The sequence below is a fragment of the Phycicoccus sp. Soil802 genome, from assembly GCF_001429605.1.
Lineage (GTDB): Bacteria > Actinomycetota > Actinomycetes > Actinomycetales > Dermatophilaceae > Pedococcus.
The window spans coordinates 62,740-84,410 of the sequence record NZ_LMSS01000007.1 but is presented as its reverse complement, the minus strand read 5'-3'; the positions used below and the strand labels follow the sequence as shown (position 1 = coordinate 84,410).

The window sequence follows — 21,671 nt, the reverse complement described above, 5'->3', positions numbered from 1 at the left end:
TCAGCAACTCGTGCGACGATCGGCCGGTGATCTGGGTCCTCTTCATCGCCGTCGGCGTGCTCCTCGTCGGGGGGTTCGCCGCGCTCATCGTGGGGCGGGTCGGCTACGACCCCCTGTCCGAAGCCACCACGACCCAGGCCGACCCGGTGCTGTCCGAGGAGTTCGGCGCCGGGGAGATCGCAGCGGTGCGCTTCGACACCGCCCTGCGTGGCTACCGCATGGACCAGGTCGACGCCGTGCTAGACCAGCTCCAGACCAGGATCGCGGAGCTCGAGGCCGGGGACCAGCACCGCTGACCCCATGGCCGACTTCCACCTCACCCGCCTGTGCGCCGCGCCACCCGCGATGGTGTGGGACGTCGTGACCGACTTCGCCGCATACGGTGACTGGATGCCGTTGACCCGCATGCGGGTCGACCCGGGCGGACCCCGGCTGGGCTGGGGTTTCACGGGGGTCAGCGGGGTGGGGCGCGTGAGGTTCTCCGACTCGATGCTGGTGTCGGCGTGGGCGCCTCCGGGTGACGACGGGCGCGGCTCGTTCCGCGTCGTCAAGACGGGACGGCTGCTCGGCGGCTGGGCCGAGGTCCTGGTCGAACCGGAGGGGGCCGGCACCCGTCTGCAGTGGCATGAGGACGTCGTGGTGCGGCCGCTGCCGTTCAAGCGGCTGTTCGCGCCGTTGCTGACCCGCGCGAGTGAACGTCTCTACGGTCGGGCGATCGACGCCATGCTGGCGCGCGCCGAGCAGCGAGCGCAGTCGGCGGGCTCGGAGGAACGGCGGTGAGCGGACTCGTCGTCGGCGCGGACGGCATCGCGCGTTGTGCCTGGGCGGGGTCGACGCCCGACTACCTCGACTACCACGACACCGAGTGGGGGGTGCCGGTCCACGGTGAGCGAGCCCTCTACGAGCGGCTCACCCTCGAGGCGTTCCAGTCGGGCCTGGCGTGGATCACGATCCTGCGCAAGCGCGAGGGGTTCCGCGCAGCCTTCGCCGGGTTCGACCCCGAGGTGGTGGCGCGGTTCGACGACGACGACCGGGCCCGGCTGATGGCCGACACCGGCATCGTCCGCAACCGGCTCAAGGTCGACGCCGCGATCAAGAACGCCGCAGCGGTGCTCGCGTTGCGCGAGGCAGGCGGGCTCGACGAGCTGGTCTGGTCGCACGCGCCCGAGCACCACACCCCACCGCAGACGACGGCCGACTTCCGGGCGACCTCGCCGGAGTCCGTTGCGCTGGCCAAGGCGCTGAAGAGGGCCGGCTTCGTCTTCGTCGGCCCCACGACGATGTATGCCGCGATGCAGGCCTGCGGGCTCGTGGACGACCACCTGGCCGGCTGCCACCGGGCGGGCGGAGCCCGATGATGCGCACCCTCGGTGTGAGGGTGGCGGTGGTCTACCTCGCGCTGCGGGCCGTGTCGGCGGTGCTGCTCGTCCTGGCCAGCCGCGACCAGGTCGTCATGCCCGACTGGACCGGGCCGACCGTCGAGCCGATCGACATGACCGTGCTGTGGGACGGCAGCTGGTACCGCTACATCGCCGAGCACGGCTACCCGCACGTCCTGCCGGTCGACCCCGGCAACGGTCACGTGTCCCAGAACGCCTGGGCGTTCTACCCGCTGTTCCCGATCCTGGCGCGGATGCTCATGTCCGTGACGCACCTCGGCTTCCCGGTCGTGGCCGCCACCCTCTCGCTGCTCTGTGGCCTGGGGGCGGCGCTCATCATGGGTCAGCTGCTGGCCGACCGCGTCGGCCCGCGGGTGGCGCTCGGGACCGTCGCGGTGTGGGGAGCCTTCCCCGCAGCCGTCTCGCTGCAGATCGCCTACACGGAGGCGATCGCCATGCTGGTGCTCTGCGGCCTGCTCTGGGCGCTGGTGCGACGCAACTGGGTGGTGACCGGCGCCCTGGCCCTCGTGCTCGGGGTGACCCGACCGATCGCCGTGCCCGTGGCGGTCGTCGTGGCGCTGGTGCTGCTGCTGCGATGGCGTCGTCGCGCCGTCGACCCGGTCGAGCCCGGTGAGTACGCCGCCGGGGCGTTCGCCCTCGTCGCCTCGGCCGTCGGTGCGGTGGCGTGGCCGTTGATCGCCTGGCAGGTGACCGGGGTGCGCAGTGCCTACACCGAGACCATGGCGGCCTGGCGGGTCGGCAACGTCATCACTCCGTTCAAGCCGTGGCTGGGCATGTCCCAGTGGACCTTCCGCGACTTCGCGAAGGGCGACGTCTACGGTCCCGTCGCCCTCGCTGCCCTGGCCACCACGATCATCGTGCTCACCTGTGGCCCCTGGGCGACCAGGCTGGGCCCCGAGCTGCGCGCCTGGTGCCTGGCCTACCCGGCCTACCTCGCCGTCGTCCTCGACCCGTTCACGAGCATCTTCCGCTACGCCATCCCGCTCTTCCCGCTGGTCGCGGTGGTCCTCGGCGGGGCGTGGGTCGAGCGGGGAGCCCGCCACCTCTGGACGAAGGTCAGCCTCCTCGTCGCCATCGGCATCGCCGGGCAGGCCATGTGGATCTGGAAGCTGCTCGTCTACGTGCCACCCTCGGACTACCCGCCGTGACCGTGACCGGGCTGCGCGCCGTCGTGACCTCCCAGGGGCGCAGCGCAGTGGGGAAGTGGGCACTGCGGCGTCCCGTCGTCTTCCTGCTCCTCGTGTATGCCGTGACCCGGGTCATCGCGCTGGTCGCCATGTGGGTGGCCGCGACGTGGTTCCAGACCCCTGCCGGGGTGGGCCACCTCGACCCGACCGTGGGCGACATCCTCGGCAACTGGGACAGCATCTGGTACCGACGCGTCGCGACCCAGGGCTACCCCGTCCCGCTGCCGGCCGACCCCGACACGGGCCTGCTGACCTACAGCGCGTGGGCTTTCTACCCGGCCTTCCCGTTGCTGGTCCGCGGACTGATGCTCACCGGCGTCTCGTTCGAGGTGGCCGGGGTGGGCCTCAACCTCGTGCTGGGTGCCGTCTGCACGCTGCTGGTCTGGCGCTGCTTCAACTTCGCGCTGCACGCCTCACCCCAGCCGGCCCGCGAACGCCTCGCCCTCGTGACCGGCGCGCTCTGGTGCCTCTACCCGGCCACGGGCATCCTCGTGATGCCCTACACCGAGGCGTTGGCCGGAGTGCTGATCGCCGGGTCGCTGCTCCTGCTGATGCAGCGGCGCTACGCCTGGGTCGTCGTCCTCGTGCTCGCGCTCGGGTTCACCCGGGCGGCGGCGCCCGGCATCGCGTGCGCAGCGATCGCCCACCTCGTGCTGCGGTGGCGCGACGACCGCGCGGCAGGGGTGTCACCCCTGCGTGGCCAGCGGGTGACGGCCGCCCTCATGCTCGTCGCGACCGGCGTCTCGTCGGTCGCGTGGCCGGTCGTGGTCGGCATCACCAGCGGCCTGCCGAGGGCGTTCTTCGACGTGCAGGCCGCGTGGGGGCAGAAGCCGGAGTCCGGCCCGTTCGTGCTCTGGCTGTCCTGGGCGTGGGACGCGCACGGCCTCGTCGGGGTGGTCATCCTCGTGGGGCTGGTCGCGACCTACATCGCGCTGATCCTCGGTCGGCACGGCCGGTGGCTGGCGGTGGAGCTGCGGGTCTGGGCGCTGGCGTACCCGTTGTACCTGCTCGCCGTGGTGCGCCCGATCACCAGCATGTGGCGCTTCCTGCTGCTCGACTTCCCGCTGGCGGCCGTGGTGGCCTCCGTGGCGATGCGGACGTCCACGGGCGCCAAGGTCGTGGCGCACTGGCGACGGCGGGTGGGCGTGGTCGCGTTGGTGCTCCTCGTGGGGCTCTTCTGGTTCACCTGCACGCTGCTGACCTACACGCCCTGGGCCTCCGCCCCACCCTGACCAGACGACTGTGCGTCTGTTGGAAGTGGAACTACCGGATATCCGGTAGTTCCACTTCCAAAAGACGCGGTCGCGGAGGGGTCACTCGCCGGTGAAGACCGGCTCCTCCTTGGCGAGGAACGCGGCGACGGCCGCGCGGTGGTCGGCCGTCCCGCCGGTCAGCGTCATGTAGTCACCCTCGTTGGCCAGTGAGTCGCTCAGGCCGTGACCGGCGCTGAACGCGACGGCGCGGCGGATCGAGCCGTAGGCGAGCGTCGGCCCCGCGGCCAGCCTGGTGGCCAGCTGACCCACCGCGGCGTCGAACTCGTCCGGGGGGACGACGGTCGTGACCAGGCCCAGGGACAGGCACTCCTCGGCGGGGACCGTGCGCGGGAGCAGCAACAGCTCCTTGGCCTTCGCGGGGCCGACGAACCGCTGCAGCGACCACGACGTGCCGGAGTCGCACGACAGGGCGATCCCGGCGAAGGCCAGGTTGAAGCCGGCGGTGTCGACCATCACCCGGAAGTCGGCCGCCAGCGCGAACCCGGCCCCAGCGCCTGCCGCCACCCCGTTGACCGCCGCGACGACCGGCTTGTTCATCGTCGCCAGCAGTTCGACGACGGGGTTGTAGTGCCGGGCCACGGTGTCCCAGAGCGAGGGGTCGTCGTTCTGGAGGAGGGTGATGTGCTCACGCAGGTCCTGCCCGACGCAGAAGGCGCGACCGCTGCCGGTCAGGACGACGCAGCGCACGCTGGGGTCCTCGGCGACCTCCGTCAGGGCGCTGACCAGCGCGTCCTTCGTGGCGATGTCCAGGGAGTTCATCGACTCGGGCCGGTTGAGGCGGACCGTGGCCACCCCGCCGTCGCGCTCGACGAGGACGAGGGAGCTCGGCTGGGTGGTCGCGTCGGTGGTCGTGTCGGTCATGCCGTCATCCTGCCGGACCGTCGTCGGACCCGGATTTCGCCTGTGAGGTGGTTCACGGGATAATGGAGCAAATCTGGCGCGCGCGGGACTGATCACAGGCACTGGCGTGGATCCGCGTGGCCAGCAGCAGACCACGCCAAACGGAAGGACACTCATGGCGGCAATGAAGCCGAGGACCGGCGACGGCCCGCTCGAGGTGACCAAGGAAGGTCGCGGCATCGTCCTGCGCATGCCCCTCGAGGGTGGCGGCCGACTCGTCGTCGAGATGACTCCTGACGAGGTCCGCGCCCTCGGCGACGCGATCACCAACTGCGAGGGCCTGAAGTAGTCCCCACCGCACGTTTCGAGGACCCCCATCGGCAGCTGCCGGCGGGGGTCCTCGCGCGTGCAGGGTATGCCGCGGGCGAGAGGCAGGTGGGTAGGGTCGAGTCCGTGCGTGCACCCGAACTGCTCGACCCCGCAGCCAGCGACTGGACCATCTCGGCAGAGCCGCTGGCCGACGTCCTGGCCGACCTCGACCCCGTCGACCTGCTGCTGGCCCTCCCGGTGCCCACCGGGGGAGTGCCCCCGACGGGGGCGACCGCCAAGGCGCTGGCCCTGGTCGGCCTGGACGCCGCCGAGGTGTCGGCCACCTACGAGCCCAAGTCCGAGGCCGGGTCGGTCACGACCATCCCGCTCCCACCGGGCGAGCGTCCAGCCCGCAAGGTGCTCCTCGTGGGGGTGGCCGCAGCCAGTGCTGCCGAGCTGCGCGCTGCCGGTGCCGCGCTCGGCCGAGCAGGCAAGGGCCACGCGGCGCTGGTGACGACGGTCGGCGGTGGCACGTCCCGGGCCGGCCAGGCGGCGCTCGCCGAGGGTCTGGCCCTCGGCGGCTACTCCAGCCCGCGGTGGGTCCGCGGCGACGCCACGCCGGCCTCCACCCCTGCCGCGCAGGTCGCCCTCGTCGGTTCCTACGACGAGCCGTCCGTGCGGCACTCGGTCGTGCGGGCCCGCGCCACCATGCTCGCCCGCAACCTCGCCGTCGTCCCCTCCAACACCAAGAACCCCGCCTGGGTCGCCGCCCAGGCCAGGACCTTGGCGGGCCGCAATGGGCTCGACGTGCGCGTCTGGACCGAGCGTGAGCTGAAGGCCGAGGGCTTCGGGGGCCTGCTGGCGGTCGGCGCCGCCTCCGCGACCCCTCCGCGCCTCGTGCAGCTCGACTACGCACCCGAAGGTGCCACTACCCGGACGCCGCGGGTCGTGCTGGTCGGCAAGGGCATCACCTTCGACACCGGCGGCCTCGACATCAAGCCCGCCGACGGCATGCTCGCCATGAAGACCGACATGAGTGGCGCCGGCATCGTGCTGGCCGTGCTGGCCGCCTGCCGTGAGCTCGCGGTGCCGGTGAGGGTGACCGGGCTCCTGGCCCTCGCCGAGAACGGCGTCGGCGGCGCGGCATACCGGCCCGGTGACGTCGTCACCCAGTACGGCGGGCGGACCGTCGAGATCGGCAACACCGACGCGGAAGGGCGGATCGTGATGGCCGACGCCCTCGCCTACGCGGACCTGCGCCTCGACCCCACGGTGCTCCTCGACATCGCCACCCTCACCGGCGCCGCCCGCGTGGCGCTCGGTCGGTCGATGGCCCCGGTCTACGCGACCGAGGACGGCCTCACCCGTGCGCTCGTGGCGGCGGGGGAGGCGACCGGCGAGCTGCTCTGGCCGATGCCGCTGGTGGAGGACTACCGCGCCCACCTCGACAGCGAGGTGGCCGACATCAACCACATCGCGGGCATGGGAGGCGGTGGCGGCTCGATCTCGGCAGCATTGTTCCTGCGCGAGTTCGTGGGTGCGCGACGCTGGGCACACCTCGACATCGCCGGGGTGGGTCGTTCCGACGTCGACCGCGGACTCCTCACCAAGGGCGGGACGGGCTTCGGTGCCCGCCTGCTGCTCACCTGGCTGGAGGAGATGTCATGAACGCGGGATACGGACTGAGCGTGCGCTGGTCCCTGGAGTCCGCCCCCGAAGGCGTCGAACAGGAGCTGCGCGACTACGTCGTCGGCACCTCGATGGCCAAGTTCATGTTCCTCGACGGCCTTGCCTTCAAGACCTGGCGGATGGTCGAGGGGCAGTGGTTCGAGGGCACCTACGTCTTCGACGAGAAGGTCTACCGTGACGACTTCCAGCGCGAGTTCTCCGCCACGGCCGCCGAGTCGGCGGGCAGCGGCATCATCGGCTCGGCGCCGACCCTGATCGAGCCCTTCGAGGTCGTCGCGATCGCCGAGGGCCCCGGACGGTTCCGTCGCGGCCCCGGCCCCGGCACCGCCTGACCCTTCCCGCAAATCTGCGCTCCTGTTGGAAGGGGAACTACCGGAGATCCGGTAGTTCCCCTCCCAACAGGAGCAAGCGGTGGGGGATCAGCGCTTGACGGCCGCCAGCACGCCGTCGCCCACGGGCAGCAGCGCAGGGATGAGGCGCTCGTCGTCGCGCAGCGCCTTGCCGAGGTCGCGCAGCACCGAGGTCTGCTCGTCGCGTGCAGCCGGGTCGGCCACCTTGTCGTGCCAGAGCATGTTGTCGAGCACGAGCACGCCACCGGAGCGCAGCAGGCGGATGCCGTGGCTGACGTACTCCGGGTACTCCACCTTGTCGCCGTCGATCACGACCATGTCGTAGGCGCCGTCGGTCATGCGGGGGAGCACGTCGAGCGCCCGACCCGTGATGACGCGAGTGCGCTGGTGGGCGATCCCTGCCTCGGCGTAGGCCTTCCTCGCCACGCCCTGGTGCTCGGCCTCGACGTCGATCGTGGTGAGGATGCCGTCCTCGGGCATGCCCTGGAGCATCCACAGCCCGGAGGTGCCCGCGCCGGTGCCCACCTCGACGACCGACTTGGCCTTGACCGCAGCCGCGAGGAGTCGCAGCAGCACCCCCGCGCCGTTGCCGACCGGAGTGGCCCCCAGCTCCTCGCCCCGGCGCCGCGCCGACTCGATCACCTCGTTCTCGGTGACGAACTCCTCGGCGTAGGCCCAGCTGGCCGGCTTCTGTGCGCTCATGCGCCAAACCCTACTGCCGCGAACGCCGCGAACCGGGCACCGCGGCATACAGGGAACGCTCAGGTTGTTGGGGAACGATGCAAGCCATTCGGTCGTCTGGACCGAATGACAGGTGTGCGCCGCCCGGCGCTCGACGGAGGTGAGGGACGTGACCGCGACCGACACGATCGGTACGGCCCGGCAGGACGTCCAGGGGGACGCCCAGGAGGGACCTGCGTGGGTCCCGCCGACCTGGGAAGAGATCGTCGAGCAGCACTCGGCCCGCGTCTACCGCCTGGCCTACCGGCTCACCGGCAACCCGCACGACGCCGAGGACCTCACCCACGACGTCTTCATCCGGGTGTTCCGCTCGCTGCACAGCTACCAGCCGGGCACCTTCGAGGGCTGGCTGCACCGCATCACCACCAACGTGTTCCTCGACAAGATGCGGCGCAAGCAGCGCATCCGCTTCGACGCGCTGTCCGACGAGTCCGCCGCCCGCCTGCCCACCCGTGAGGCCGGTCCCGAGGCCGCGTTCGAGGCCACCCACTTCGACGACGACGTGCAGCGCGCGCTCGACGCCCTGTCGCCGGACTTCCGGGCTGCCGTGGTGCTGTGCGACATCGAGGGTCTGTCCTACGAGGAGATCGCTGCGACGCTGGGCGTCAAGCTCGGCACCGTGCGCTCGCGGATCCACCGTGGCCGCGCCCAGCTGCGCGAGGCGCTCGCGCACCGTGACCCCAAGCTCGCCCGTCCCGCCGTGGACGCCGACCGTGCGCCCGTGACCAAGCGCCGGATCCCGGTGCTCGGCCGGGCGGTGCCGGGATCACGGTGAGCCGCCCCGGGTGGACCGGCGTCGCGAGTGCTTCGTTCAGCGCGCGCGGCCGGTGCCTCGGCGACCAGCTGACCTCCTATGCCGACCGGGCGATGGACGACGCGACCCTGCTGCGCTGGGACCGCCACGTCGTGGCCTGCCAGTGCTGCCGCGCCGCTGTGGACGAGGAACGCCGGGTCCTCTCCGCGCTGCGCTCCTCGGCCGGCTCCCCGATCCCCGGTGACCTGCGCGGGATGCTCCTCGCCCTCGCCACGCACATGCCGTCCTCCGGCCCCGACGGCACGAGTGCGACCCGGGCCCCGCTGCTCCCGCCCATCCCGGTGGCGCCGGTCCCGGTCGTCGACCGCGGCACCCCCGCGCTGCACCGGTCGGCCGGTCGGGCGACCGTCTACGCCGGGCTCGCCGCCGGGGCCACGGCCGCCGCGGCGCTGAGCCTCGTGGTGAGCGGTGGCCTGACCTCGACCAACCCCACCACACCCCCTGTCGTGCAACGCGCCAAGCCGGTCAGCCCCGGCTTCGCGACAGCTGCCTTCACGGTGCCCGGGCTCGGCGGTTCCGCGTCCAGCCCCTCTGCCACACCCTCTGTGGGCACGGTGCGTGGTCGTTCGGCACAATCGTCTCCATGAGCGACGAGCGAGACCCGGCAGGCCACGACCGGCCGACGCCCGCCGACCCCGCCGCCGACTCGCCCGAGGTCCGTCCCGAGCCCACGGCCGAGCCGATCTCCGACCCGACCTCCGAGCCCACCGCCGAGCTGACCCCTGAGGTTCCCGCTCCCGTCAGCGAACCGGTCTGGGACCCCTGGGCCCCGCCCGGACGTGGCGGCGGAGACCACACCCAGCCCGTCGACCTGACGCACACCCGGGAGCTCCAGGGCCAGCCAGTCCACGGTGCCGCCGACGGCGCGACGACCGGCGCGCCGTCGACGTCCGACGCCCCCGGCAGTGGACCCGTCTGGGCCGCGGAGCCCACCGGGTGGCCCTTCGACGACGTTCAGGCGCACAGCGCGGACGTCCCCGTCGGTGCGTCCTCGGCGCCCGCGCCGACCGGTTTCCCGACCGAGCCGGCCAGCCACGCGGCATACGCCTCCGCCCAGCCCGCCACGAGCGAAGGCTGGGACCCGATCAGCAGCCCCACCGCGGACGCCGGGTATGTCGGCCAGCCGACCCCGTGGGTCGGGCAGCGCCCGCCCGAGGCCACGGCTCCCCAGCAGAAGGGACCCGGCTGGGGTGCCCTGGTGGCCGTTGCTGCCGTCGCCGCCCTGGTGGCAGCGGGTCTCGGTGGCGTGTTCGGTGGCTGGCTGGGGGCGACCGGACGGGTCGACTTCGGCCGGCTCGACCGCACGCCCTCGTCGATCCCCTCGGCCGGCGCGGGCTCGACCGCCCGGCCTGCGGGGTCGATCGCCAACATCGCGGCCAACGCGCTGCCGAGCGTCGTGACCATCAAGGTCGACGGTGCCGACGGTGGTGGCACCGGATCAGGCTTCGTGCTCGACCGCGACGGCCACATCATCACCAACAACCACGTGGTCGCGAGCGCCGCGAGCCGCGGCACGATCAAGGTGGAGCTGTCCGACGGCACCGAGATCGACGCCACCATCGCCGGCCGCGACGGCTCCTACGACCTGGCCGTGCTCAAGACCGACCGCACCGACCTCGTGCCGCTGGTGATGGGTTCGTCCAAGGACGTCGTCGTCGGCGACCAGGTGATCGCGGTCGGTGCACCCCTCGGGCTCGAGTCCACCGTGACCAGCGGCATCGTCAGCGCGCTCAACCGACCGGTCAGCCCCGGTGGTGACGGCAACCAGCAGTCGTTCATCAACGCGATCCAGACCGACGCCGCGATCAACCCGGGCAACAGCGGGGGACCGCTGCTCAACATGGCTGGTCAGGTGATCGGCGTGAACTCCGCCATCGCGCGCATCCCGGGAGCCACCGACACCCAGTCGGGCAACATCGGCGTGGGGTTCTCCATCCCGAGCGACCAGGTCATCAAGACGGCGGAGCAGCTCATCAAGACCGGTTCGGCCCAGCACCCGGTGATCGGGGTGGTGCTCGACCGTGAGTTCACCGGTGACGGGGTGCGGATCCTGGCCAAGGAGAGCGACACGAGCGGTCCGCCGGTGGACCCCCAGGGCCCGGCCGGCAAGGCGGGGATCAAGCCCGGTGACGTCATCGTCGAGTTCGACGGCCACCGCGTGACCGATCCCGACGACCTCGTCGTGGCGATCCGGGCCAAGAGCGTGGGTGACGACGTGTCGATGAAGGTGCGCCGCGGCAGTGAGACGATCAGCGTCACCCTGACCCTGTCCGGCTCGGGCAAGTAGGAGAGGGCACGCCATGGCGAGCATCAACGGCTGGGAGTTCATCGCCCTCATCGTGCTGGCGGTGGTGATCCTCGGTCCCGAACGACTGCCGGAGTATGCCGCGAAGCTCGGTCGCCTGGTGCGCCAGGCGCGGGCGATGGCCGAGGGCGCCAAGGGCCAGCTGCGGGAGCAGATGGGGCCGGAGTTCGACGACATCGACTGGCGCCAGTACGACCCGCGCCAGTACGACCCGCGCCGCATCGTCCGGGAGGCCCTGCTCGACCCCAACCCGGCCGACGCCGACCGGACTCCGCCCACCTACGCCACCAGCACCGGCGGCTTCGACGCGACCAAGCCGACGCCCTACGACGACGACGCGACCTGACGAACCCCCACCGGTTCGAGGTAAACACGCCGGGAGTCCCGGGCGCGTTCACCTCGAACCGCGGGAAGGCGGCTAGCGGCCGACGGGGGACAGGCCCAGCGAGCGACCGGCCAGCCCGCGGGACCGGGTCGCCAGACCACGCGAGATCGCGCGCAGCGACACCGCGGCCGGCGACTCCGGGTTGCGCAGCACGACCGGGGTGCCCTGGTCGGCGCCTTCGCGGAGGTTGACGTCGAGGGGGATCTGGCCGAGCAGTGGCACGTCGGCGCCGACCGCGCGGGTGAGGGAGTCGGCCACGGCCTGACCGCCACCCGACCCGAAGATCTCCTGGCGCGAACCGTCCGGCAGCTCGAGCCAGGACATGTTCTCGATCACCCCGACGATGCGCTGGTGGGTCTGCAGCGCAATGGATCCCGCGCGCTCGGCGACCTCGGCGGCAGCCTGCTGCGGAGTGGTCACGACCAGGATCTCGGCGGTCGGGATCAGCTGGGCCACGGAGATGGCGATGTCTCCAGTGCCCGGGGGGAGGTCGAGCAGGAGGACGTCGAGGTCGCCCCAGAAGACGTCGCCGAGGAACTGCTGGAGCGCGCGGTGCAGCATCGGTCCGCGCCACACCACGGGCTGGTTGCCGGGCACGAACATCCCAATCGAGATGACCTTCACCTCGTGGGCGATCGGCGGCAGGATCATGTCGTCGACCTGCGTCGGCCGGTGCTCGACGCCGAGCATCCGCGGCACCGAGAAGCCGTAGACGTCCGCGTCCACCACCCCCACCCGCAGCCCGCTCTGGGCGAGAGAGGCGGCGAGGTTGACCGTGACCGAGGACTTGCCGACGCCGCCCTTGCCGGAGGCCACGGCATACACCCGCGTGAGCGAGCCGGGCTTCGCGAAGGGGATCTCGCGCTCGGCGGTGCCACCCCGCAGCTGCTGGCGCAGCGCCACGCGCTGCTCGTCGCTCATCACGCCCAGTGTGACGTCGACGCCGGTGACCCCGGGCACCTTGGCCAGGGCCGCGGTGGTGTCCTTGGTCAGCGTGTCCTTCATCGGGCAGCCCGAGACGGTGAGGAGGATGGTCACGGCGACCCGGCCGACGGCATCGACCGTGACGCTCTCGACCATGCCGAGCTCGGTGACGGGCTTGCGGATCTCAGGGTCGATGACGGTCGCCAGGGCCTGGTGGAGGGCGTCGTCGGTCACCGGGGCGGCCGCAGACCCGCTGTCGCTGACGGCGTCGCTCTGGGCGTCGCTCGAGGTGTCGCTGGGGCTGGGGCACATGCCCCCATGTTAGGTCGCGCCGTGGTCCCTCGAAGAACCGGTCGCGCCCGGGCGGCTGTCATCTGCCTCACGTCGGCGCACCTCCAGGCCGCGTTCCTCGAGCTCGTCGAGCAGTCCACGCAGCTCGGAGCGGACGAAGTCACGGGTGGCGGCGTCACCCATCGCGTGACGCAGTGACGCGACCTCGCGGGTGAGGTACTCGGTGTCGGCGAGGTTGCGCTCGTCGCGGGCGCGGTCCTGCTCGAGGGCGACCCGGTCGCGGTCGGCCTGGCGGTTCTGGGCGAGCAGGATCAGCGGCGCGGCATACGAGGCCTGGAGGCTCAGCATGAGCGTGAGGAAGATGAACGGGTAGTTGTCGAACCGCCACTCCTTGGGCGACACGAGGTTCCAGAGCACCCAGAAGACGACGAACACCGTCATGGCGATGAGGAACGCCGCGGTGCCCATGAAGCGGGCGAACTGCTCGCTCCACCGCCCGAAGGTCTCCTGGCTCATGGTGGGGCGCGGCAGCAGCGCCCTGCGGGTCTCGCGGGGCTGGTCGAGCCGGCTGGATGCCACCCGGCGGTCGCGCTCAGCCACGGGTCACCTCGTGCCGGTCCTCACGCCAGTCGTCCGGGAGGATGTGGTCGAGGACGTCGTCGACGGTGACCGCACCGATCAGCCGGCCGTCGGCGTCGACCACGGGGACACCGACCAGGTTGTAGGTGGCGAGGATCCGGGTCACCTGACCCAGCGGGGCATCCGCGGTCAGCGGCTCGATCTCCTTGTCGAGGATGCCGCCGATCGCCCCGTGCGGAGGCTCGCGCAGCAGCCGCTGGATGTGGACGATGCCGAGGAACTTGCCCGTGGGGGTCTCGTGGGGGGCCCGGCAGACGTAGACGGTGGACGCCAGGGCCGGCGAGATCTCTGCCCGGCGCACGACGGCCAGCGCCTCGGCGATCGAGGCTTCCGGACCGAGGATGACCGGCTCGGTGGTCATCATGCCGCCGGCCGACTCCTCGTCGTAGGTCAGCAACCGGCGCAGGTCGGCCGCCTCGTCCGGCTCCATGAGCTGGAGGAGCTCCTCCTGCTTCTCGGCGGTGAGGTTGTGCAGCAGGTCGGTGGCGTCGTCGGGCTCCATCGCCTCGAGCACGTCGGCGGCCCGCTCCACGGGCAGCGTCTCGAGGATCTCGACCTGGTCGTCCTCCGGGAGCTCCTCGAGCACGTCGGCGAGCTTGTCGTCGTCCATCGCCTCGGCGACCTCGGCCCGGCGCTTGGGTGACAGGTCGTGGATGACGCCGGCGAGGTCGGCGGACTTCAGGTCGTCGTAGGTCTCGAGCAGCATCGCCGCCGACTGCCCCGCGGTGGACTGGTGGATGCCGGTCACGTCCTCGACGGGCACCAGCACGGTGGCGCCGCGGCGGCGTCGGAAGGGCCCGAGCGTGCCGCGCGCCGTGCCCTGTCGCACGAACACCTTCGACATCGCCCAGTCGCGGCTGCGCTCGCGCTCGATGGCGACGTCCTCCACGGTCGCCTCGTAGTCGCCCTCGGGGTCGTGGACCGTGACCGGTCGCTCGAGGATCTCGGCCATCACGAGCACCTCGTTGGTGCGCTGCTCGAACCGGCGCATGTTGACCAGGCCGGTGGTGATGACCTGCCCTCCGTCGACGGACGTCACGCGCGTCATGGGCACGAAGACCCGCCGACGACCGGGCACCTCGACGACGAGGCCGATGATGCGGGGGCGGCGGCGGGAGGCCCCGAACGTGACGACGACGTCGCGGACCCGACCGACCTGGTCACCGAGCGGGTCGAACACGCTCAGGCTGGTCAGGCGGCCAACGAAGACGCGCGACGGAGTGCTCACGCCGCAAGGTTATCCGGCTGGTCAGCCGTCGTCCGGGAGGCGGTTCCCGCGCCGTCGTCGTGGTCGTCCGCGCCAGTGCCACGGGCGCCAGGTCGCGGTCGTGGCCTCGCTGGGCGGCGGCGGTGCGGCGCCGGAAGTCGTGGGATAGGACCCCGGACCCTCCACGGGGGTGCCGAACGGCCGCAGCGCGCGCACGGTGCACTCGCGGGCCCACCTTTCGACGGCGTCCACGGACGCGTTCAGCCGCCCGGCCCGCAGCGCCTCCGTCGCCGTGACCCAGCCCTCGTCGGAGGGGCCGATCTCCTGGACGGTGGCCTGCACGGTGAGCAGCCGACCACCGGTGTCCTTGCTCCGGAGGATGAGGAGCACCTCCTCGGGCAGCCAGGGCAACGCCTGCTCGCCCGGTCCGGACACGGCATACACGGTCTCGTCCGCCCACGCGTGCCAGAACGGCCACGCGCGGTCGCCGGGGGGCTGGACCCACATGAGACCCGACTTGGTTGCCGCCTCGGCGAACAGCGCGGTGACGTTGAGCGGCGTGACGTTGAGCGGCGTGCTCGCGGTGAGCTCGGGCGGCGCAGGCGCGGCGCCGCCTCCGGCAGGCTCGGGCGCGGGCTCGGTCACACGTGAACTGTGTCATAACCGCAGTGAGACTGTCGCTGCTAGCGTCGCCGCGTGCGCAGCCCCAAGGACTTCTTCGCCCCACTGGCGGTGGGTGCTCCCACCCCGCTCACGCAGGTGCCCTCGCGCCCCTCGCGCGTGATCCACTTCTTCGACCCGAGCAACGCGAAGATGGCCGCCAAGATCCCGGCCATGGTCGGCACGGTGGACGTGCTCCTCGGCAACCTCGAGGACGCGGTCAAGGCGGACCGCAAGGAGGCCGCGCGGGCCGGGCTCGTCGAGATCGCCCGCGGCACCGACTTCGGCGACTCCACCCAGCTGTGGACCCGGGTCAACTCCCTCGACAGCCCCTGGGCGCTCGACGACCTCACCACCCTCGTGACCGAGGTCGGCGACAAGCTCGACGTCATCATGGTCCCGAAGGTGCAGGGGCCCGAGGACATCCACTACGTCGACCGGCTGCTGGCCCAGCTCGAGGCGCGCGCCGGCCTCCAGCGCCCGATCCTCGTGCACGCGATCCTGGAGACCGCCCGCGGCGTCGCCAATGTCGAGGCCATCGCCGGGGCCAGCCCCCGCATGCAGGGTCTCTCGCTCGGCCCGGCCGACCTCGCGGCCGACCGACGGATGAAGACCACGCGCGTCGGCGGGGGACACCCCGGCTACCTCGTCCGGCAGGACCCCCCGGCCGGCGTCGAGGACGCCGTCAACGCGAACCGCCAGACCTACCAACAGGATCTGTGGCACTACACGATCGCGCGGATGGTCGACGCCTGCGCGATGCACGGGATCTTCCCGTACTACGGGCCGTTCGGTGACATCAAGGACGTGGTCGCGTGCGAGGACCAGTTCCGCAACGCCTTCCTGCTCGGCTGCGTCGGCACCTGGTCGCTGCACCCGGTGCAGATCGAGATCGCCAAGCGGGTGTTCAGCCCGTCCGCCGAGGACGTCGCCCACGCGCGTCGGGTCGTCGAGGCGATGGGCGACGGCACGGGCGCCGTGATGCTCGACGGCAAGATGGAGGACGACGCGTCCCTCAAGCAGTGCCAGGTGATGCTCGAGCTCGCCGAGCGGCTCGCCGCCACCGACCCCGAGCTCGCGCAGCTGTATGCCGCGAAGCCGGCCACCCGTGAAGGCGACGGTGCGTGACGTGGTGGACACCACGGCATACCGGCCGCGGCGTTCGGTGCTCTACATGCCGGCGTCCAACGAGCGGGCGCTGGAGAAGGCCAAGACGCTGGCCGTCGACGCCCTGATCCTCGACCTCGAGGACGCGGTGGCGCCCGACGCGAAGGACACAGCCCGTGACAACGCCTGCGCCGCGGCGCGGTCCGGTGAGTACGGTCGGCGCGAGCTGGCGATCCGGGTCAACGGGATCGGGACCCAGTGGCACGAGGCCGACCTGCAGGCCGCGTGCGCGGCCGGGCCGGATGCAGTCGTGGTGCCGAAGGTCGGGTCGGGCGACGAGGTCCGCGCGCTGGTCGCGGCCATGGAGGCGGCCGGCGCCCCTGACCACACCGCGCTCTGGGCCATGGTCGAGACCCCGCAGGCGATGCTGCACTGCGAGGAGATCGCCGGCGCCTCCGACCGGCTCACCGTGCTCGTGATGGGCACCAACGACCTCGCCAAGGAGCTGCACGCCGAGCACGTGGCCGGTCGGGCGCCGCTGCTCACCGGGTTGTCGCTGTGCCTCCTGGCGGCCCGGGCGACGGGGACGGTGATCCTCGACGGCGTCTACAACGACGTGAAGGACGCCGAGGGATTCGAGGCCGAGTGCACCCAGGGGCGTCAGCTGGGCTTCGACGGCAAGACCCTGATCCACCCCGGACAGGTCGAGCCGTGCAACGCGGCGTTCGCGCCGAGCGAGGCCGCCGTGCAGGACGCGCGGGCCGTGCTCGCGGCCTGGGAGGCCGGTGCCGGGGCTGGTGTCGTGACGCTCAACGGACGGCTGGTCGAGAGCCTGCACGTCGAGACCGCCCAGCGGGTGCTGGCGATCCACGACGCCATCACGGCGCTCGCCGAGGGCTGACCCGGCGCTACGTGGCCCCGCACTCCTGGCCACCAGTGGTGCGGGTCGGCCCGCTCCCGGGCCCTTCGCGCCACACCAGTGGCCGGAAGTGCGTCCGGTTGAGAAATCAACAGGACAACGGGGGCAACCTTTCGGCCCGCCGCCGCGTCTGGGTGTTTGCGGTCGTCCTCGACGAGGACGACCGCGCCATGCCGGGGGGCATGGTGGCTGGCTCCGGGGCGGAGCGGGAGGGAGCGCCGCCCCGGAGCCTCGCAGCTCGCGATGGTCACGATTCGGCGCGGTGGACAACCGAAATGCGGTCGAGTGCGTCACCATGACTGACAAGGCGTCGCCTGCGGACCGCGTCCGCCGGCCAGGGAAGGGGACTCGATGGACCGCAGGCGGACTGGATCACGCGTGGCGCTGGCTGCGTCGCTGCTGGTCGGCGCGCTCGCGCTGAGCGGGTGCGGAGGCATCACCTTCGGCAAGAACACCTCGGCGACCCCCTCGGCCCAAGGCACGACGTCGGCCACCGATCCCGCCACGACCGATCCCACGCCGGAGCCGACGGACCCCGGCACGGTCACGTCCGGCCCGACCACGCCGCCCACCACGGCGACGGCCACGCCGAAGCCGACGACCAAGCCCACCCCACCCAAGCCGACCACCAGGCCGGTCCCGACCGAGGGCGACACCCTCCACTCGGGCGACACGGGCCCCTACGTCAAGCAGGTGCAGCAGCGGCTTTCCGCCCTCGGCTACTGGAACGGCTCGGCCGACGGGGTCTACGGCGGCCTGACCTCGCAGGCGGTGATGGCCCTGCAGAAGGCGGCCGGACTCGGCCGGGACGGCGTCTTCGGGCCGGCCACCCGACGTGCCCTGCAGAACGGCGTGCGCCCCCAGTCGCGGATCGGGGGCAGCGGCATCGAGATCGACAAGGCCCGCCAGCTCCTGCTCGTCGTGCGCGGTGGCCGGGTCACGATGATCCTCAACACCAGCACGGGCAGCGGTGAGCGGTACACCAGCCAGGGCTCCACTCGCACGGCGCTCACCCCGGCAGGGACCTTCAGCACCTTCCGGTCGGTCAACCACCTCGACAAGGGGCCGCTGGGTGACCTGTGGCGCCCGCGCTACTTCAACGGTGGCATCGCGGTGCACGGTGCCGGCAACGTCCCCGGCTACCCGGCCTCGCACGGCTGCGCCCGGGTCAGCAACCCCGCCATGGACATGATCTGGGCCAACGACATCATGCCGATCGGCGGGCGCGTCACCGTCTACTGACGGTCGTACTGCTCGCGCACCCACTCCAGCTGCGGGCCGCCGTGGCTGGTCCAGTACTCCGCCGTGTGCCCACCCTTGTCGAAGGTGAGCTCAGCCGAGGGCAGGGCCTTGCCGAAGGCCTTGTTGCCGGGGACGAACGGGTCGGAGCGCCCACAGTCCATCCGCAGCGGGATCTTCGCGAGCACGTCGGTGCGCTCGAACACGTCGTGGGCCTCGAAGTCCTCACGGTCGTCGAAGGCCCCCGCCGCGCTGAGCCCGGGGTCGGTCCACAGCGCGGCGCTCTCGGCGACCACCGCGAAGACCCGGTCGGGACCGAGCTCGCTGGCCAGCAGCAGCGAGCCGTAGCCGCCCATCGACCAGCCGAGGAAGGCAACCTTGCCGTGGTAGCCGGTCTCCCGTCGGACGAGCGGCAGGAAGTCCTCGACGACCATGGCGCCGGTGTCGACCCCGGCCCGGCGAGCGTGCCAGTAGTAGTCGCCGCCGTCGACCGAGGCCAGGGTGACGCCCGCCGAGCGCACGTGCTCCTGCAACCTCATGATCCGGAAGGCGTGCGAGGCGTCGCCGCCCTTGCCGTGCAGGACGACCACCACGGGGGCGGGCGTGGTGACGTCGTTGGTCTGCTGTGCGAGCTGCCAGTGGATGTCCCGCCCGGGCCAGTGGCTGCTGCGCAGCGACCCGGACCGCACGGCCACGTCCGAGGCGTCGGGGCCACGACAGCCGGCCAGGGCGAGCCCGCCCGCACCCGCCGCCCCGGCGAGGAGGGTGCGACGGGTGATCGTGGCCATGGCCTCACCCTAGGACGGGTCAGGTCCGGACTCCGGTATGCCGCGTGGCCGGCCAACAACACGTGGCCGGCCACCGGCGCGGGCCGGCACCCCGCGGGTGTCGGGCTACCAGCGCGAGGTCGCCTCGGCGACGAGGTCGCCGAGCAGCTCGCCCTCGTCGACCTCGAGCCCCTTGCTGACGAACCACCGGCACATGTTGGCGACGTCGCGCTCGAGGAACTCGAAGCCACGCGGGTTGCCGATGATGTCGACGATCTGCGGCCAGTCGATGATGACCAGCCGCTCGTCGTGCAGGAGCACGTTGTAGGGGGACAGGTCGCCGTGCGTCGAGCCGCGCCTGGCCAACGTGACCATCGAGGTGCGCAGCTGCTCGAACAGCTCGGGCAGCAGGTCGGCCGACGGGCGCGTCTGCGCGAGACGCGGAGCCGCCTCGCCGGGGTCGCCGATGAACTCCATCAGCATCTCGCGGTCGCTGAGCTGCACGGGGTAGGGGACGGGCAGGCCCATCTCCCAGAGCGTGGCCAGCGCCTCGAACTCGGCCACGGCCCACTGCCCCGAGAGCAGCTCCTTGCCGAACTCGGTGCGCCGGGCCATGGCGCGCATCTCGCGGCTGCGCCGGACCCGTCGGCCCTCGTGGTAGCCGGCGTCCCGGTGGAACAGCCGGTGCTCGCCGGTGCGGTAGCGCTTGGCGGCGAGGAACGAGTCGACGGCAGGCGTGGTCGTCCCGTCCGGCAGCCAGCGCCGGACGATGTGCACGTCGGCCTCTTTGCCTGTCTTGAGGACGCCGAGGTCGGACTCGACCGCACCGAGGGCGGTGATGACCCAGTCGGGTCTGGGCTTCGGACCGTGCGTCGCACCGTCCCAGCTGGACCAACGCTCACCCTCGGGGGGTGCGTCGGGAAGGCTGTCAAACGAGAAGGAGAGGTGCTCCTGGAACTGCATGGGTGGACTCCATCGAACGCAGGGAAAGGGCAGTGGACACGCCCAGGACAGTCGTGGACATCTCGTGCCTCCTTCGGTTGATGTAGTCGTCCCTCCGAGAGGGAGTCGTGCGCGCGGAGCCTTGCCACGCGGCATACCCGGAGAGCGTGACAGACCCGCGGTCGGTCACGCCACTGATTTATCGAGTCCCAGCTTTATCGGGTCTAGGGACAAAGGGTGGCTTCACCCCGGAACCGTTCCGGGGTGAAGCCGACACAAGTCCCTAGACCCGATAAAGGTGAGGTCTGGGTGGGGAGGCTCACACGGTCGGAACCTGTGCTGGGACTGGGCCACTCGGCATACTCGCGGGAGGTCCTGATCCCCGAGATCGCATCCCTACAGCTGCAAGGTGGCGAACCGCATGTCCCGACTCCAGCAGACCGACGGCCTGACCGAGGAGCAGACGGAGCTGGTCAAGCTCGTGCGCGAGTTCGTCAACGAGCAGATCATCCCTGTGGCCCAGGAGCTCGAGCACAAGGACGAGTACCCGACCGAGATCGTCCAGGGCATGAAGGAGATGGGGATCTTCGGGCTGATGATCCCCGAGGAGTACGGCGGTCTCGGGGAGTCGCTGCTCACCTACGCGCTGGTGGTCGAGGAGATCGCGCGCGGCTGGATGTCGGTGAGCGGCATCGTCAACACCCACTTCATCGTCGCCTACATGCTGCTGCAGCACGGAACCGAGGAGCAGAAGCAGCGCTACCTGCCGAAGATGGCGACCGGCGAGATCCGGGGCGCGTTCTCGATGAGTGAGCCGGGGCTGGGTTCCGACGTGTCGGCGATCCGCACCAAGGCGGTGAAGGGCGACACGGTCGACGGTGTCGACCAGTGGTCGATCACCGGACAGAAGATGTGGCTCACCAACGGCGGCAGCGCGAATCTCGTTGCGGTGCTGGTGAAGACGGACCTCGGCGCCGACTCGGTCTACAAGAACATGACGACCTTCCTCATCGACAAGACCGCCGGCTTCGGCGAGACCGCCCAGGGCGTCACCATCCCCGGCAAGATCGAGAAGATGGGCTACAAGGGCGTCGACACCACGGAGATGGTGCTCGAGGGTCACCAGACCACCAGCGCCCAGATCCTCGGCGGCGAGCCGGGCAAGGGCTTCTACCAGATGATGGACGGCGTCGAGGTGGGTCGCGTCAACGTGGCCGCCCGCGCCTGCGGGGTGTCGATGCGGGCCTTCGAGCTCGGGATCGCCTACTCCCAGCAGCGCGAGACGTTCGGCAAGAAGATCGCCGAGCACCAGGGCATCCTGTTCCGCCTCGCCGACATGGCGACCAAGGTCGAGGCCAGCCACCAGATGATGGTCAAGGCCGCGCGGCTCAAGGACGCGGGTGCGCGCAACGACCTCGAGGCCGGCATGGCCAAGTACCTCGCCGCCGAGAACTGTGCCGACGTGGTCGAGCAGTCGTTCCGCATCCACGGCGGCTACGGCTACTCCAAGGAGTACGAGATCGAGCGCCTCTACCGCGAGGCCCCGATGCTGCTGATCGGCGAGGGCACGGCGGAGATCCAGAAGATGATCATCGGCCGCCGCCTCCTCGAGGACTTCGCTCTCAAGAAGTGATGGCGCTCTCGAGAAGTGATGGCGCTCTCAAGAAGTGAGGGCGACGTAT

24 protein-coding genes are annotated in these 21,671 nt (G+C 71.4%); 16 read left to right on the top strand and 8 right to left on the bottom strand.

Annotated elements, in window-relative coordinates; translation table 11 throughout:
* Positions 1-26: 26 nt before the first annotated feature.
* Genes ASG91_RS17320 through ASG91_RS17300 form a run of 5 tightly spaced genes read left to right on the top strand, consistent with a single transcriptional unit; the run spans position 27 to position 3,819 of the window.
* Positions 27-296 (top strand): DivIVA domain-containing protein, encoded by a 270-nt coding sequence (locus tag ASG91_RS17320; RefSeq protein ID WP_056923911.1) that lies wholly within the window; start codon positions 27-29, stop codon positions 294-296.
* A gap of 4 nt (positions 297-300) precedes the next feature.
* On the top strand, positions 301-780 hold the full coding sequence (locus tag ASG91_RS17315) for an SRPBCC family protein (protein ID WP_056923910.1): 480 nt from the start codon (positions 301-303) through the stop codon (positions 778-780).
* A complete protein-coding gene (locus tag ASG91_RS17310; protein WP_056923909.1) occupies positions 777-1,358 on the top strand; it encodes a DNA-3-methyladenine glycosylase I in 582 nt (193 codons plus the stop codon). The genes ASG91_RS17315 and ASG91_RS17310 overlap by 4 nt, the downstream gene beginning before the upstream one ends.
* The gene (locus ASG91_RS17305) at positions 1,358-2,548 is read left to right on the top strand and encodes a hypothetical protein (protein ID WP_157606412.1); all 1,191 of its coding nucleotides are present in this window, start codon (positions 1,358-1,360) and stop codon (positions 2,546-2,548) included. Before ASG91_RS17310 ends, ASG91_RS17305 begins: the two co-directional genes overlap by 1 nt.
* Complete coding sequence (locus ASG91_RS17300) at positions 2,545-3,819, top strand: hypothetical protein (protein ID WP_056923907.1); 1,275 nt, start codon at positions 2,545-2,547, stop codon at positions 3,817-3,819. Before ASG91_RS17305 ends, ASG91_RS17300 begins: the two co-directional genes overlap by 4 nt.
* A gap of 81 nt (positions 3,820-3,900) precedes the next feature.
* Here ASG91_RS17300 and ASG91_RS17295 read toward each other — a convergent pair whose 3' ends face one another.
* Complete coding sequence (locus ASG91_RS17295; protein ID WP_056923906.1) at positions 3,901-4,722, bottom strand: enoyl-CoA hydratase/isomerase family protein; 822 nt, start codon at positions 4,720-4,722, stop codon at positions 3,901-3,903.
* Positions 4,723-4,876: 154 nt separating this feature from the next.
* Here ASG91_RS17295 and ASG91_RS20370 point away from each other — a divergent pair, with 154 nt between their 5' ends.
* The 3 genes from ASG91_RS20370 to ASG91_RS17285 all read left to right on the top strand — a co-directional run bounded on the left by ASG91_RS20370 (position 4,877) and on the right by ASG91_RS17285 (position 7,031).
* A complete protein-coding gene (locus ASG91_RS20370; protein ID WP_082592686.1) occupies positions 4,877-5,050 on the top strand; it encodes a DUF3117 domain-containing protein in 174 nt (57 codons plus the stop codon).
* A 104-nt stretch (positions 5,051-5,154) separates the two neighbouring features.
* Positions 5,155-6,678 carry a M17 family metallopeptidase gene (locus ASG91_RS17290; protein ID WP_082594285.1) on the top strand — a complete coding sequence of 508 codons (1,524 nt, stop codon included), beginning with the start codon at positions 5,155-5,157 and terminating at the stop codon, positions 6,676-6,678.
* The gene (locus tag ASG91_RS17285) at positions 6,675-7,031 is read left to right on the top strand and encodes a hypothetical protein (RefSeq protein WP_056923905.1); all 357 of its coding nucleotides are present in this window, start codon (positions 6,675-6,677) and stop codon (positions 7,029-7,031) included. The genes ASG91_RS17290 and ASG91_RS17285 overlap by 4 nt, the downstream gene beginning before the upstream one ends.
* Positions 7,032-7,118: 87 nt before the next feature.
* Here ASG91_RS17285 and ASG91_RS17280 read toward each other — a convergent pair whose 3' ends face one another.
* Positions 7,119-7,751 carry an O-methyltransferase gene (locus ASG91_RS17280; RefSeq protein ID WP_056923904.1) on the bottom strand — a complete coding sequence of 211 codons (633 nt, stop codon included), beginning with the start codon at positions 7,749-7,751 and terminating at the stop codon, positions 7,119-7,121.
* A 166-nt stretch (positions 7,752-7,917) separates the two neighbouring features.
* Between ASG91_RS17280 and sigE the strand changes: the two genes are divergently transcribed.
* From sigE to ASG91_RS17260, 4 genes are read left to right on the top strand one after another with little or no spacing between them, the layout of a single operon-like run.
* Positions 7,918-8,565 carry an RNA polymerase sigma factor SigE gene (gene sigE / locus ASG91_RS17275; RefSeq protein ID WP_200961368.1) on the top strand — a complete coding sequence of 216 codons (648 nt, stop codon included), beginning with the start codon at positions 7,918-7,920 and terminating at the stop codon, positions 8,563-8,565.
* Positions 8,562-9,191 carry a hypothetical protein gene (locus ASG91_RS17270; protein ID WP_056923903.1) on the top strand — a complete coding sequence of 210 codons (630 nt, stop codon included), beginning with the start codon at positions 8,562-8,564 and terminating at the stop codon, positions 9,189-9,191. The genes sigE and ASG91_RS17270 overlap by 4 nt, the downstream gene beginning before the upstream one ends.
* On the top strand, positions 9,188-10,891 hold the full coding sequence (locus ASG91_RS17265) for a S1C family serine protease (RefSeq protein WP_056923902.1): 1,704 nt from the start codon (positions 9,188-9,190) through the stop codon (positions 10,889-10,891). The genes ASG91_RS17270 and ASG91_RS17265 overlap by 4 nt, the downstream gene beginning before the upstream one ends.
* A 13-nt stretch (positions 10,892-10,904) precedes the next feature.
* A complete protein-coding gene (locus tag ASG91_RS17260) occupies positions 10,905-11,255 on the top strand; it encodes a twin-arginine translocase TatA/TatE family subunit (protein ID WP_056923901.1) in 351 nt (116 codons plus the stop codon).
* A 72-nt stretch (positions 11,256-11,327) separates the two neighbouring features.
* Here the strand turns inward: ASG91_RS17260 and ASG91_RS17255 are convergent, their stop codons facing one another.
* From ASG91_RS17255 to ASG91_RS17240, 4 genes are read right to left on the bottom strand one after another with little or no spacing between them, the layout of a single operon-like run.
* Positions 11,328-12,530: an Mrp/NBP35 family ATP-binding protein gene (locus ASG91_RS17255; RefSeq protein WP_082594284.1), complete on the bottom strand. Its 1,203-nt coding sequence runs from the start codon at positions 12,528-12,530 to the stop codon at positions 11,328-11,330.
* 9 nt (positions 12,531-12,539) lie between these two features.
* Entirely contained in the window at positions 12,540-13,109 is a 570-nt protein-coding gene (locus ASG91_RS17250; RefSeq protein WP_056923900.1) for a DUF1003 domain-containing protein, read from the bottom strand.
* The gene (locus tag ASG91_RS17245) at positions 13,102-14,376 is read right to left on the bottom strand and encodes a magnesium transporter MgtE N-terminal domain-containing protein (protein WP_056923899.1); all 1,275 of its coding nucleotides are present in this window, start codon (positions 14,374-14,376) and stop codon (positions 13,102-13,104) included. Before ASG91_RS17245 ends, ASG91_RS17250 begins: the two co-directional genes overlap by 8 nt.
* Positions 14,377-14,397: 21 nt before the next feature.
* Positions 14,398-15,000: a hypothetical protein gene (locus tag ASG91_RS17240; RefSeq protein ID WP_056923898.1), complete on the bottom strand. Its 603-nt coding sequence runs from the start codon at positions 14,998-15,000 to the stop codon at positions 14,398-14,400.
* A 51-nt stretch (positions 15,001-15,051) separates the two neighbouring features.
* Between ASG91_RS17240 and ASG91_RS17235 the strand changes: the two genes are divergently transcribed.
* The 3 genes from ASG91_RS17235 to ASG91_RS17225 all read left to right on the top strand — a co-directional run bounded on the left by ASG91_RS17235 (position 15,052) and on the right by ASG91_RS17225 (position 18,283).
* Complete coding sequence (locus ASG91_RS17235) at positions 15,052-16,143, top strand: CoA ester lyase (protein WP_056923897.1); 1,092 nt, start codon at positions 15,052-15,054, stop codon at positions 16,141-16,143.
* On the top strand, positions 16,124-17,023 hold the full coding sequence (locus ASG91_RS17230; protein ID WP_371262060.1) for a CoA ester lyase: 900 nt from the start codon (positions 16,124-16,126) through the stop codon (positions 17,021-17,023). The genes ASG91_RS17235 and ASG91_RS17230 overlap by 20 nt, the downstream gene beginning before the upstream one ends.
* A gap of 369 nt (positions 17,024-17,392) precedes the next feature.
* Positions 17,393-18,283, top strand: coding sequence for a L,D-transpeptidase family protein (locus ASG91_RS17225; protein ID WP_056923896.1), 891 nt, complete (start codon positions 17,393-17,395; stop codon positions 18,281-18,283).
* Here ASG91_RS17225 and ASG91_RS17220 read toward each other — a convergent pair.
* Both ASG91_RS17220 and ASG91_RS17215 read right to left on the bottom strand, forming a co-directional pair.
* A complete protein-coding gene (locus ASG91_RS17220; protein ID WP_056923895.1) occupies positions 18,277-19,068 on the bottom strand; it encodes an alpha/beta fold hydrolase in 792 nt (263 codons plus the stop codon). The two genes, ASG91_RS17225 and ASG91_RS17220, sit on opposite strands and share 7 nt — an antisense overlap.
* A gap of 105 nt (positions 19,069-19,173) precedes the next feature.
* Positions 19,174-20,010 (bottom strand): serine protein kinase RIO, encoded by an 837-nt coding sequence (locus tag ASG91_RS17215; protein WP_056923894.1) that lies wholly within the window; start codon positions 20,008-20,010, stop codon positions 19,174-19,176.
* A gap of 400 nt (positions 20,011-20,410) precedes the next feature.
* Here ASG91_RS17215 and ASG91_RS17210 point away from each other — a divergent pair, with 400 nt between their 5' ends.
* A complete protein-coding gene (locus ASG91_RS17210) occupies positions 20,411-21,622 on the top strand; it encodes an acyl-CoA dehydrogenase family protein (protein WP_056923893.1) in 1,212 nt (403 codons plus the stop codon).
* Positions 21,623-21,671 lie beyond the last annotated feature (49 nt).